Source organism: Candidatus Omnitrophota bacterium, assembly GCA_013791745.1.
GTDB lineage: Bacteria > CG03 > CG03 > CG03 > CG03 > CG03.
Map to the genome: position 1 here is coordinate 1 of VMTH01000096.1, position 11,853 is coordinate 11,853.

Annotated in this window: 14 protein-coding genes; all 14 read left to right on the forward strand. The window is 42.5% G+C overall.

The window, feature by feature from the left end:
- Window positions 1-525, forward strand: a 525-nt coding sequence (locus FP827_04305) for an adenylyltransferase (protein MBA3052296.1), incomplete at its 5' end; no start/stop codon positions are given.
- The gene (locus tag FP827_04310) at window positions 522-923 is read left to right on the forward strand and encodes a M67 family metallopeptidase (GenBank protein MBA3052297.1); all 402 of its coding nucleotides are present in this window, start codon (window positions 522-524) and stop codon (window positions 921-923) included. The genes FP827_04305 and FP827_04310, both read left to right, overlap by 4 nt.
- Window position 924: 1 nt before the next feature.
- Window positions 925-1,803, forward strand: a complete 879-nt coding sequence (locus FP827_04315; GenBank protein ID MBA3052298.1) for a 4Fe-4S dicluster domain-containing protein — start codon at window positions 925-927, stop codon at window positions 1,801-1,803.
- On the forward strand, window positions 1,793-2,026 hold the full coding sequence (locus tag FP827_04320) for a sulfurtransferase TusA family protein (GenBank protein ID MBA3052299.1): 234 nt from the start codon (window positions 1,793-1,795) through the stop codon (window positions 2,024-2,026). Before FP827_04315 ends, FP827_04320 begins: the two co-directional genes overlap by 11 nt.
- A gap of 43 nt (window positions 2,027-2,069) precedes the next feature.
- Window positions 2,070-3,041 (forward strand): inorganic phosphate transporter, encoded by a 972-nt coding sequence (locus tag FP827_04325; protein MBA3052300.1) that lies wholly within the window; start codon window positions 2,070-2,072, stop codon window positions 3,039-3,041.
- Between the two features lie 16 nt (window positions 3,042-3,057).
- Window positions 3,058-3,993 (forward strand): cysteine synthase A, encoded by a 936-nt coding sequence (gene cysK, locus FP827_04330; protein MBA3052301.1) that lies wholly within the window; start codon window positions 3,058-3,060, stop codon window positions 3,991-3,993.
- Window positions 3,994-4,009: 16 nt separating this feature from the next.
- Window positions 4,010-4,759 (forward strand): phosphoadenylyl-sulfate reductase, encoded by a 750-nt coding sequence (locus tag FP827_04335; protein ID MBA3052302.1) that lies wholly within the window; start codon window positions 4,010-4,012, stop codon window positions 4,757-4,759.
- The gene (locus FP827_04340; protein ID MBA3052303.1) at window positions 4,752-5,633 is read left to right on the forward strand and encodes a sulfate adenylyltransferase subunit 2; all 882 of its coding nucleotides are present in this window, start codon (window positions 4,752-4,754) and stop codon (window positions 5,631-5,633) included. Before FP827_04335 ends, FP827_04340 begins: the two co-directional genes overlap by 8 nt.
- A gap of 9 nt (window positions 5,634-5,642) precedes the next feature.
- Window positions 5,643-7,439 (forward strand): GTP-binding protein, encoded by a 1,797-nt coding sequence (locus FP827_04345; GenBank protein MBA3052304.1) that lies wholly within the window; start codon window positions 5,643-5,645, stop codon window positions 7,437-7,439.
- 3 nt (window positions 7,440-7,442) lie between these two features.
- The gene (locus tag FP827_04350) at window positions 7,443-7,892 is read left to right on the forward strand and encodes a bifunctional precorrin-2 dehydrogenase/sirohydrochlorin ferrochelatase (protein ID MBA3052305.1); all 450 of its coding nucleotides are present in this window, start codon (window positions 7,443-7,445) and stop codon (window positions 7,890-7,892) included.
- Complete coding sequence (gene hemA / locus FP827_04355; GenBank protein ID MBA3052306.1) at window positions 7,873-8,733, forward strand: glutamyl-tRNA reductase; 861 nt, start codon at window positions 7,873-7,875, stop codon at window positions 8,731-8,733. Before FP827_04350 ends, hemA begins: the two co-directional genes overlap by 20 nt.
- Window positions 8,720-10,654 carry a uroporphyrinogen-III C-methyltransferase gene (gene cobA / locus FP827_04360; protein MBA3052307.1) on the forward strand — a complete coding sequence of 645 codons (1,935 nt, stop codon included), beginning with the start codon at window positions 8,720-8,722 and terminating at the stop codon, window positions 10,652-10,654. Before hemA ends, cobA begins: the two co-directional genes overlap by 14 nt.
- Window positions 10,629-11,570 (forward strand): porphobilinogen synthase, encoded by a 942-nt coding sequence (gene hemB / locus FP827_04365; protein ID MBA3052308.1) that lies wholly within the window; start codon window positions 10,629-10,631, stop codon window positions 11,568-11,570. Before cobA ends, hemB begins: the two co-directional genes overlap by 26 nt.
- A partial coding sequence (locus tag FP827_04370; GenBank protein MBA3052309.1) for an aminotransferase class III-fold pyridoxal phosphate-dependent enzyme occupies window positions 11,567-11,853 on the forward strand: 287 nt, incomplete at its 3' end. The genes hemB and FP827_04370, both read left to right, overlap by 4 nt.

Consider the following 11,853-nt stretch of genomic DNA (forward strand, 5'->3'; position numbering starts at 1 on the left):
GAAATAACGATTGAAACATATCCGGAAAGAGTATTTGCAGACAATATACTAGATATTATCATGGATTATGATTTTATTATAGACGGTACGGATAATTTTCCCGCGAAGTTTCTTATAAATGACGCTTGCGTGCTTGCCGGAAAACCGTTTTCGCACGGGGGGATCTTGCGATTTGACGGGCAGACAATGACTTATGTCCCGGGTCACAGCTGCTACAGATGCGTTTTCCAGAATATGCCCCCAAAAAATGCCGTGCCCACTTGTTCTCAGGCCGGCGTGCTGGGCGCGGTCGCGGGGATGCTTGGTACAATACAAGCTGCGGAAGCCTTGAAATATCTGACTGGGCAGGGAGAACTTCTGACAGATCGCCTGCTGGTTTTTAATGCTTTAAATATGGAGTTCAGGACAATAAAATTAGGAAAAAATAATGATTGCCCGATTTGTTCTGAAAATCCGGCTATCACAGAATTGAAAGATTACGAGCAACCGGTTTGTGACATAAATGCAGGCAGGAAGAATTCATGAAAATCTCTAAAGGTATAGTTGAAAAAATATTTAATCAGGGAGAAAAAGAAAAACCGTGTGAAGCCTGCGGATATCTTGCCGGAAGAGGTGATATAATAATTAAAAATTATCCTATGACGAACATGGATAATAGCAGTGAGCATTTTTCATTGGATCCGGCCGAACAGTTTGCGGTAATTAGAAAAATAAGGCAGGAAAGTCTGGAGCTTATCGCGGTTTATCATACTCATCCGGAAACTTCAGCCCGGCCGTCTGATGAAGATATTAGACTTGCATTTGACCGGAACATTATTTACGTGATAGTTTCATTAGCCACTGATAAAAAGGATGTTAAGGCGTTCAGGGTAAACAAAGGTCAGATTACGGAGGAAAGGTTAGTTATTGAGGAGAAGAATTAGTATGAAAGAAAAAGAGTTTGATCTTGCGGCATTAAAGAAAGTAGGAATGATACAGCAGAAACAGAAAGAATACTTTGCGCTACGGCTCCGGGCTGTAGGGGGAGATTATAATTCTTTGCAGATAAAGAAAATCGCAGAGATCGCGGATAAATACGGGCGCGGCGAACTTCATCTTTCAACAAGACAGGGAATTGAAATTCATAATGTACATTACTCAGATCTTGAAAAGGCGAGGATGGAACTGGAAACCGTCGAGGTTTATATGGGTGCGTGCGGACCAAGAATCAGAATAATAGTCGCATGTCCCGGGAGTGTAACTTGCAGATGGGGAATTGCTGAGACGAAATCTATCTCAAAAGAACTTGATGCTAAATATTTCAGAGAAGACACGCCTCATAAATTTAAAATATCCGTGACGGGCTGTCCTCATAACTGCGCAAAGGCAACAGAAAATGATATTGGTGTAATGGGCGCAATTCTCCCCTTCTGGACGCAATCATCCTGCACTGATTGTGGACTATGCGTTAATATATGTCCGACAAAAGCCATAGAAAAAAAGATTGATTCAAATGGGAAAGCGGAGTATCTCCTTCTGGAAGATAAATGCATTAATTGTAGTATCTGCACAGCCGCCTGCCCTGTGAATTCATGGGTTGCTGCGGAAAAAGGTTATAATTTGTTTATCGGCGGAACAATGGGGAAAATTCCCCGCCTGGGAACGCTACTGAAAAAAGTTCTAAATAAAGAGCAGCTGGATACGTTAATAGATAAGTCTATCAGATATTATCAGAAGAACGGCAGGAAAAAAGAGCGTTTCGGCCATATGATAGACCGTATAGGCGTAGAAAAAGTAAAGGGGGATCTGTTAAATGGAATTTAACACAAAAAAAAAGATAAACCTTGAGGGAGTCTCGTGTCCAATGAATTTTGTTAAGACAAAAGCCGCGCTGGCAACTCTGGCAAAAGGCGACTTGCTTGAAATTATTTTGGATGAAGGAGATGCTATTATCAATGTGCCCAGAAGCCTTAAAGAAGAAGGCCACACAATTATAAAAGTGGAATCTTTGGGCGAAACATTCAAAGTGATTGTCTGTAAAGGATAATAAATGTGAGTAAAAAGCAGAATATTAAGAGAGGTTCATAAACTTGATTAAATTAGTTTTACTGATTAGCGCAGTAATCTTTTTTGCGATGAATATGGGGGCCAGCGGCATTGCGCCCTCATTCGCCGGAGTTTTTGGAGCCCGGCTGCTAAAAAGAAGAGCAACAATAATATACTTCAGTGTCTTCGTTGTATTAGGAGCTCTTGCATTAGGCAATAATGTCAGTCGGACTTTGGGGAAGAATCTATTGCCGAAGGAAAGCCTGAGTTTCAATACCACTCTGGTAATAATTTTTTCGGCCTCTTTATGCATGTTTTTAGCCAATCTTTTGAAGATTCCTCAATCTACCAGTCAGGTAACTGTGGGGGCGATCGCCGGAGCCGGGCTATATTTCAAGCATCTTTATTTTGAGACTTTATTTTACAAAATCCTGCCGGTCTGGATAATCCTGCCTGTTTTATCGTATCTTCTGACATTTTTATTGTACAGGATTATTTATCCGCCCCGGCCGGGAAATTTATTCATTTATGAAAAATTATTTGCCCATGAGGAAAAAATAAAAATTACTGCTGTTATTGTCAGCTGTTATGTCGCTTTTGCCATTGGCTCCAATAATGTTGCAAATGTTGTGGGGCCTTTATTCGGTGCCGGAATTATTAATATAATTCCGGGAATAATACTGATCGCTCCGGTCTTTGGTTTGGGCGCTGCGCTCATGGGTAAAGGGAATCTTGATACTGTAGGGAGAGAGCTTGTGCCGTTGGGAACATTTTCCAGCGTCCTGGTCTCGTTTGTTACCGCGACATTATTGATTTGCGCGTCATTATTGGGGATACCTCAATCCCTAGTTCAGTTGAATATATGTTCTATTTTTGCCGTCAGCGCATTAAAGAATGGGCATAAATCGACTCTGGATTCGCATCTGACCAGGAAAACATTTCTAGTTTGGGCAATTACGCCGATATTGTCTTTAGTGATATCATATGTGTTGCTGTTTATGACGAATCGCAATTGAAAAAGGGAGAAGCATAATGTCTTTTACAAATAGGATCGCAGAAAATGTTGTTGAATTGATAGGAAATACGCCTTTAGTGCGGCTTAATAGATTGGTCGAAACGGAATCTGCTCAGATTTTAGCAAAACTGGAATATTTTAATCCCGGCGGCAGCGTGAAAGACAGGATTTGTTTTTCTATGATTGAGGATGCGGAAAAAAAGGGCATGATTAAAGAAGGTTCCACTATTATTGAACCTACCTCCGGCAACACCGGAATAGGCCTGGCGATGATTTCCGCGGTTAAGGGATACAAATGCGTTCTCACTATGCCTAAGGCAATGAGCCTGGAGAGAATATTCATACTTAAATCTTACGGCGCGCAAGTCGTGCTTACCCCGCCCGAAGCAGGGATGAACGGCGCTATTAAAAAAGCGGAGGAGATATTCAGGAAAACCCCCGGAGCTTTTCTGCTGCAGCAATTTAAGAACCCGGCGAATCCCGAAGCCCATCGTCAGGCAACGGCACTTGAAATACTGGCAGCCACTCAAGGAAAATTAGATGCTTTTGTCGCCGGCGTCGGTACGGGAGGGACTATCACCGGTGTAGGCGAGATCTTGAAAAAACATAGTTCTGAAATAAAAATAGTTGCGGTTGAACCGCAGCGCAGTGCGGTTTTATCGTGCGGGAAACCCGGAGCGCACAAAATACAAGGCATCGGCGCCGGCTTTATTCCTGAAATATTAAACAGGGAGATCATAGATTCAATAATCCAGGTTAGTGATGAAGATGCTTTTTTAACTTCAAAGCTTCTGGCTAAGAGAGAAGGTATGTTTGCGGGGATTTCTTCCGGCGCAGCTGTCTGGGCCGCCCTGAAAGTCGCCCGGGAATTGGGTAAAGGCAAAACAGTGGTGACTATTTTGCCGGATTCGGGAGAGAGATATTTCTCCATGTATCAGTATTTTGACGCATAAGAAAAAGGGAATATATATGAATAAAAAAGCGCTGGAATGGCAAAGGCTGTTGAAAGGCATGGCTCCCGAAGAGGTGCTCAAGTGGGCGACAACTGAATTTAGCCCGGGGACGATAGTTTTTTCGTCCAGTCTGGGTGCGGAAGACCAGGTTTTAACGGATATGCTGTGTAAAAATACTGCCGGTATTAAAATATTCACGCTGGATACGGGCCGGCTGCCTATTGAAACACATAATGCGCTCAATGAAACAGAGAAACGATATAAAATAAAGATAGAAGTCCTGCGCCCTGATGCCGCCGCTGTTGAGAAAATGGAAAAAGAATACGGCTCTAATCTTTTTTACGAAAGCATAGAGAAAAGAAAATTATGCTGTTCTGTCAGGAAAATAGAACCTTTAAGAAAAAAACTTTCTTCTCAAAAGGCATGGATATGCGGCTTGAGAAAGGATCAGGCGGTAACCCGGGCCGCGGTGCAGATAATTGAATGGGACGAAACTTTTTGTTTATATAAGATAAACCCTTTGGCGGATTGGACCCAAAATGAGGTATGGGATTATATCCGCGCGAATAAAGTGCCGTATAATAAGCTTCATGATAAAGGTTATCCGAGTATAGGTTGCGAGCCCTGTACAAAAGCGGTGAAGCCGGGAGATGATGCGCGTGCCGGCAGATGGTGGTGGGAAAACTCAACGCAGAAAGAATGCGGGCTGCATAGACAGGGAAGTATCCCCGGAGATAAAAAACAGGAAGAAAAGAAAGATGTATAATTTAGAAAAACTGGAAGCGCAAAGCGTATATATTTTAAGGGAGGCATACAGAGATTTTAAGAATATCTGCATGCTCTGGTCCGTAGGCAAGGATAGCACGGTTCTTTTATGGCTTGCAAGAAAGGCATTTTTCGGCCATGTTCCCATACCGCTTGTCCATATAGATACGCATTTCAAGATTCCCGAAATGATCGAGTACAGGGATCGATTGGCAATTAAATGGCACTTGAATATGATCTATGGCGAAAATAGAGAAGCTCTGGATAAAAAACAGACTTTTCCTGACGGGAAAATAGACAGGATAGCATGTTGCAGGAATTTAAAGAGTGAGGCGTTAAAACACACCCTTTCGGGGGAGTGGCCGAGATATAGAATGGATCTTAAAAAAAAGCAGTATGTACTTGACTTAAATAAGGAACCGTATACAGGTGTAATAGTCGGGGCTCGCGCGGATGAAGAGGGCAGCCGTTCAAAGGAAAGATATTTCTCCCCCAGGGATAAGAATAACGAATGGGATGTCGGCGACCAGCCTCCGGAGTTTTGGAATCAGTTCAAAACAGATTTTGCTCCCGGTACGCATGTTCGTATACATCCTCTTTTGGATTGGACAGAGCTGAATATATGGGAATATATTGAAAGAGAAAATATTCCTACGGTATCATTATATTATGATCAAGGAGAAGGCCTGCGTTACAGATCTCTAGGATGTCATCCCTGCACAAAACCTGTGCAGTCTACGGCTAAGAACGCTAAAGAAATAATTGAGGAACTGAGCAGCGGCAAATTTTCAAATATTGCGGAAAGGTCGGGGCGGGAGCAGGATAAAGAAGACGGCGGCGGGCTTGAGACGCTTCGCCGTGACGGATATATGTAGGCGGGCAGTATGAAGACAAACGACAGACAGCAGATAAATATTGTTATAGTAGGGCATGTGGATCACGGTAAGAGCACGGTGATCGGCCGGCTTCTTGCGGATACAGACTCTCTGCCTCAGGGGAAACTGGAGCAGGTCAAGGAAACGTGCAGAAAGAATGCCCGTCCGTTTGAGTATGCTTTTTTACTGGATGCACTAAAAGATGAGCAGGCCCAGGGGATCACAATCGATACTGCCCGCTGTTTTTTCAAGACAAAAAAAAGGGACTACATAATTATCGATGCGCCTGGGCATATTGAATTTCTGAAAAATATGATAACAGGCGCCGCCCGGGCGGAAGCAGCCTTACTTGTTATAGACGCAGCTGAAGGGATTCAGGAAAATTCAAAACGCCACGGGCATATGATCGCGATGCTCGGAATCAAAAAGGTTACTGTGCTTGTTAATAAAATGGATCTTATAGGCTACAAACAGGAAGTGTTTGATGATATAATGATAAACTATTCAGAATTCCTTAAGCGCATAAATGTCATACCTATAAGTTATATACCGGTTAGCGCCCGCAATGGCGACAATATTGCTGTTCAATCAAAAAATATGGAATGGTACCTCGGCCGGACGGTTTTGGAACAGCTTGACGAGTTCCCTAATGAAAAAAAACAGGATGAAATAGCGTTTCGTTTCCCTGTGCAGGATATATACAAATTTACTCAGGATAATGACGACCGCCGGATTATCGCGGGAACGGTTGTATCCGGCTCGGTTAGAGTCGGAGAAAAAATAAGATTTCTTCCATCACATAAAAAAGCGGTTATAAAGTCAATTGAAAAATTTAATGCCTTAGCCGCGCAAAAAGCCTATGCCGGCCAGGCCGTCGGTTTCACTCTCCAGTCGCAGGTCTACATAAAACCGGGTGAAATGATGGTGAAAGACGAAGACATGACGGTGAATCTCAGTGCTCGGTTCGCCGCAAATATTTTCTGGGTTGGCAGGGTGCCAATGATCAAAAATAAAATATATAAGCTCAAGCTTGCCAGCAGCCGCGCCGCTGTCAGGCTTGTGGAAATAAGAAATGCGATTGATGCCTCCGATCTCAGCACTGTTAAAAATAAACAGGAACTCGAACGGCATGATGTCGCGGAATGTGTTTTTGAAACTTCAAAGCCACTGGCTTTTGACCTTGCAACTGAAAATGAGGAGACAGGGCGATTTGTGATTATTGATAATTATGAGATCGCCGGGGGTGGAATTATCCTGGAGAATGAGCCCACTGAGGATTCTATATTAAAACAGCATATTCGCCAGCGCGAAAATATATGGGAAAAGGGCGCTGTCACATACGCAGACAGAACACAAAAACAGAAGCATAAAGCCAAGTTTGTTGTCTTGACCGGGGCAGTCGGTACCGGAAAAAGAGAAATAGCAAAAGCCCTGGAAAAAGAGCTGTTCAACCGCAAATTTAATACGTATTACCTCGGCATAACCAATATAGATAAAGGGCTGTATTCGGATGTCTTCGAGGATTCAGATGAGCGCATAAGAAGGCTTGGCGAGCTTGCCAGGATCATGACCGATTGCGGACTGGTTTTTATCACAACAATAGACGATGCCGACGATTATGACCTGGAAGCGCTGCGTCTGTTAAATGAGCCAAACGAGATACTGGTAATCAATGTCGGAGAAAATAATCTGAGCAGATATTCGGTTGACCTGCAGATACCTAAGAACGGAAATTGCGTCGCGGATGTGGAAAAAGTGGTTGATTTGCTTAAAATTAAAGAAGTATTTCTGGAATATTATTTATAACGAATGGATTTTCTTCCTGTCTCCTTAAATATCACGGGCAAAAAAATATTAATTGTCGGAGGGGGTGGGGTCGCTTTTCAAAAACTTCAGACGCTTAGAAAATTTACAAGCGCAATCGCCCTGCTTGCGCCCGTATTCTCCGATGAAATAATTAAAAGCGGTTTCAAGCGCATTAAAAAAGAGTATTCCCCTAAGTATCTTAAAGGATTTTTTCTTGTTTATGCCTGCACAGATGATAAAAAGCTTAATGCCCGCATAAAAAAAGACGCTGATAAAAAAAGATTATTGGTCAATGTGGCCGATGACCCGGCCAATTGTGATTTTATATCTTCCGCGATTTATAAAAAAGGCAGTATGGTTGTTGCGGTTTCTTCCGGCGGGAAAAATGTTAAAAAGACAGTTGAGTGGAGAAACGGGATAAAAGACTATTTAAATGATCACATGCCGAAGTAAGGATTTAAAGCATTCCCTTGAAGAAAGGGAAAGATATTATTCCGGAATAAAGCTGCCGGAGAATAATGCGGTTATGCTTCATACCTGTAACCGGATAGAGTTATATCATGGGGAAGGATTTGCGCCTGAGGATGTTGTAAGGCATCTGTTCAGAGTCGTCAGCAGTCTTGAATCGGCAATCATAGGTGAGACAGCTATTCAGGCTCAGGTCCGGGCAGCTTATGAGAACGCGCGGAATACTTCCAGATTATCCGCCGAAATGCACAGACTTTTCCAGCATACCCTGAAAGTGGGTAAAAGGATAAGGACTCAGACCAACATTTCAAAAGGCGCAATGTCGCATGCATATGCTGTGATAGAAATATTAAAACAGGACAATATAGATATTTCAACCTCAGGAATAACAATAATAGGAGTGAGCAATCTTAATGAATCGGTGATAAAATACTTCAGCGGCAAAGGAAACCAAACAATCTTCATTGCTAATAGAACTTACAATAAGGCGTTAGAAATGGGTAAAAAATATGGTTGTGAAACTGTAAAATTCGGTGAGCTCCCCTGCGCTATAGGCGCATCAGATATTGTGGTATCAGCAACTTCGGCTCCGCATTTGATCATTAAAAAAGGAGATTTGATAAAGGCGGGCAATATCACTTTGTTCGATCTTGCAGTCCCGCGTGACATAGATCCTGAAATAGCCCTAATGCGCGGTGTCAGTTTGTATAACATAGAAGATATAGAGAAAAGGATAGCCTTAAATAAGAATATCAGGAGCTGTGAAATTAAAAAAGTTGAAAAAATAATTGAAACGGAGATCAGCCGGTTTTATGCCCTTTCGTAAATTAAGGATAGCAACCAGATCAAGTAAATTAGCCCGTATTCAGGTAGAAGAAGTAATGTCGGCTTTACCGGGGCTTGAGTATTCTGTTATTCCTGTTCAAAGTTATGGTGACAAGCATAAGGAGATATCATTGATGTCGGATATCCCGGACGATTTTTTTACAAGAGAGCTGGATTGCCTGCTTCTTTCAGGTAAAGCGGATATTGCTGTTCATTCCGCAAAGGATCTGTCCTATAAGTTAAAAGAAGGTTTGGAAATAATAGCGCTTACTGCGGCATTTGATAAAACAGATTCTCTTGTTTCAAAAAATGGCATCACATTAAAGAAACTGCCTATTGGAGCAAAAATAGGCACAAGTTCTTCGGAAAGAGAAAGACAGATATTAAGCATAAGGCCGGATCTAAAAATAATCCCCTTACGGGGAACTGTTGAAGAACGCGTTGGTTTTATTGAGAAAGGAATAATTGATGCGCTTGTTGTCGCCACCTGCGCGCTTAAAAGAATGAACTTGGATTATATGATAACTGAGATATTGTCTTTTGAAACTCATCCTCTGCAGGGGAATCTAGCGGTTTCGGCGAAGAGCCGCCGCCCCGATTTAAAAGTTGCTTTCGGCAGAATTGATGAAAGGCACCGTTTTGGTAAAGTTTATCTTGCCGGCGCGGGGCCCGGGCAGGCCGAATTGATAACCCTTAAGGCGGATAATATATTGAATCATTCGAATAGTATTTATTACGATGATTTGATAGATAAAAAACTTCTTTCAAGATATCCTTTTGCTGAAAAAATATATGTAGGCAAGCGTAAAGGGAAACGCGCTTTCCCGCAGAATGAAATAAATGCAATGGTATATGAAGCAGCCCAAAAGGGCAAAATTGTAACGAGGCTTAAAGGCGGCGATCCTTTTATATTCGGCCGCGGCGGCGAGGAAATGAGATATCTTCAGGAAAGGCATATTGATGTTGAAATTATTCCCGGAATCAGCGCGGTTCAAGCCGCCGCCGCCTCATCCGGAATCCCCCTTACTATGCGCGGGTTGTGCAGTCGTCTGACTTTACTGAGCGGGCATAGCGCAAAGAGTTCAGAAAAAGCTGAGGAAGAAACACTTGTTTATTATATGGGCGCGTCAAAACTTAATGATATCAGCGATACTTTGATAAAAATGGGCCGACCGCCGGAAACGCCCGCTACTCTTATTTATAAAGCAGGCTATGCTGATGAGCAGATAATCGCAACAAATTTGATCAGCCTGAAACATACAAAACAAAAATCCCCCTTAATAGCTATTATCGGCAAAACCGCCGGACTGCTTAAAAGAAGGGATAAAGTTCTTTTTACCGGGCTTGACCCGTTTAATGCAATTGTTCCGGGCAAAATTTTTCATTATCCTCTGATTGAAATACTGCCGTTAGATTTCAGTGTTGATGTAAGTAAATATGACGGATTTGTTTTTACCAGCAAACAGGCTGTCAAAATATTTTTAAGCAGATATCCCGTCCCCGCGGGTAAAAAAATAATCAGCATAGGTTCATACACATCAAAAGAAATTATAAGATTTGGATATAGGACAGATTATGAATCGCCATCGGCGGATTCAGATATTTTATCGGAATTTATTAAGAGATTGAAGTTTAAGAAACTTCTGTATCCTTGTTCTAATCTGTCGGACAATAAAATCCATGGGATATCACAAGTTGAAACTAAAATAATTTACCGGACCAAATATAAGTTTCAGCCTAAAATTGTTCTTAAACAGTTTGCCGCAGTTGTTTTCAGCAGTGCGTCCACCGTTGAAGCTTTTTTAAAAATTTATAAAAAAATACCCAGGCACCTGGTTATTTATGTTTATGGCAAGCACACGGCTGAAAAACTTTATAAAAGGGGTTATGAAAAAAATGTTCAAGCGATTCAGATATCGTAGGATCGATGAAGAAACACGGATGAAATACCGGCAGACATTTTTGTCCGCGGACGACTTTATCTGGCCCGTATTTTTGGTTGAGGGCAAAAGAATCAAGGAAGGTTTAGGGTTATTGGACGGAGTATACCGCTATTCCGCTGATATGCTGTTTGGATGTTTATCCGAGCTTATACCGTTAGGCCTAAGGTCTGTACTGCTTTTCGGAGTACCTGCCGGTAAAGGCATAGAGCAGGCATATTCATCAGACGGCATAGTCCAGAAGGCTATTCCTGTAATAAAAGAAAAATTTCCCAATCTGGAAATCATCACAGATGTGTGCCTATGTTCATATACTTATGACGGGCACTGCCACATCGGGGATAATGATAAGACGTGTGAAATCCTGGCGAAGGTGGCGCTCAGCCATGCGTCAGCCGGGGCGGATATAGTGGCCCCGTCGGATATGATGGATGGAAGGGTGCAGTTTATTAAAAAATCTCTTGTTTTGGGCGGATTTAATAACGTTAAAATACTTTCTTATGCGGCAAAATACGCGTCAAATTTTTATGGCCCGTTTCGTGAGGCTGCATGCTGTGCGCCGAAATCGGGCGACCGTAAGACTTATCAGATGGATTTCGCCAATTCAGACGAGGCTCTTGAAGAGATAAATGCGGATATTGAAGAAGGCGCCGATCAAATCATGATAAAGCCCGCGTTAAGTTACTTAGATATCATAGCGCGAGCCCGGGCGCATTTTAAGATACCAATTACGGCTTATAATGTCTCGGGCGAATACCAGATGTTAAAGTCGGCAATCAGAGACGGCATCTGCAATGAGAATATAATAGAAGAAACGCTGGTATCAATCAAACGCGCCGGAGCGGGAAAAATAGTGTCTTATTTCACACCGTACATTTTAAGGAAACTAAAAGAATGAATAACGAAAAATCCAGGGCCGCATTTCTGGAGGCCAAAAAATACATACCCGGCGGGGTAAACAGCCCGGTCCGCGCTTTTAAGGATATTGGCAGAATTCCGTTATTTATTAAAAAAGCTCTTGGTCCGTACATTTATGATATTGATGGCGGGAAATATATTGATCACTGCCTTTCGTGGGGAGTGCATCTGCTGGGGCATAATCATCCGAAGGTCATTGCGGCTGTGCGCAAAACGATTGCCGGCGGAACTTCTTTCGGGGCGCCTGTTACATTGGAAACAGA

What these genes read in the sequence shown, in the direction of transcription:
- FP827_04340 (MBA3052303.1), top strand. Translation starts at nt 4,752, where the DNA reads ATGTATAATTTAGAAAAACTGGAAGCGCAAAGCGTATATATTTTAAGG.
- FP827_04350 (MBA3052305.1), top strand. Translation starts at nt 7,443, where the DNA reads ATGGATTTTCTTCCTGTCTCCTTAAATATCACGGGCAAAAAAATATTA.
- cobA (MBA3052307.1), top strand. Translation starts at nt 8,720, where the DNA reads ATGCCCTTTCGTAAATTAAGGATAGCAACCAGATCAAGTAAATTAGCC.
- FP827_04345 (MBA3052304.1), top strand. Translation starts at nt 5,643, where the DNA reads ATGAAGACAAACGACAGACAGCAGATAAATATTGTTATAGTAGGGCAT.
- FP827_04310 (MBA3052297.1), top strand. Translation starts at nt 522, where the DNA reads ATGAAAATCTCTAAAGGTATAGTTGAAAAAATATTTAATCAGGGAGAA.
- hemB (MBA3052308.1), top strand. Translation starts at nt 10,629, where the DNA reads ATGTTCAAGCGATTCAGATATCGTAGGATCGATGAAGAAACACGGATG.
- hemA (MBA3052306.1), top strand. Translation starts at nt 7,873, where the DNA reads ATGATCACATGCCGAAGTAAGGATTTAAAGCATTCCCTTGAAGAAAGG.
- FP827_04315 (MBA3052298.1), top strand. Translation starts at nt 925, where the DNA reads ATGAAAGAAAAAGAGTTTGATCTTGCGGCATTAAAGAAAGTAGGAATG.
- cysK (MBA3052301.1), top strand. Translation starts at nt 3,058, where the DNA reads ATGTCTTTTACAAATAGGATCGCAGAAAATGTTGTTGAATTGATAGGA.
- FP827_04320 (MBA3052299.1), top strand. Translation starts at nt 1,793, where the DNA reads ATGGAATTTAACACAAAAAAAAAGATAAACCTTGAGGGAGTCTCGTGT.
- FP827_04335 (MBA3052302.1), top strand. Translation starts at nt 4,010, where the DNA reads ATGAATAAAAAAGCGCTGGAATGGCAAAGGCTGTTGAAAGGCATGGCT.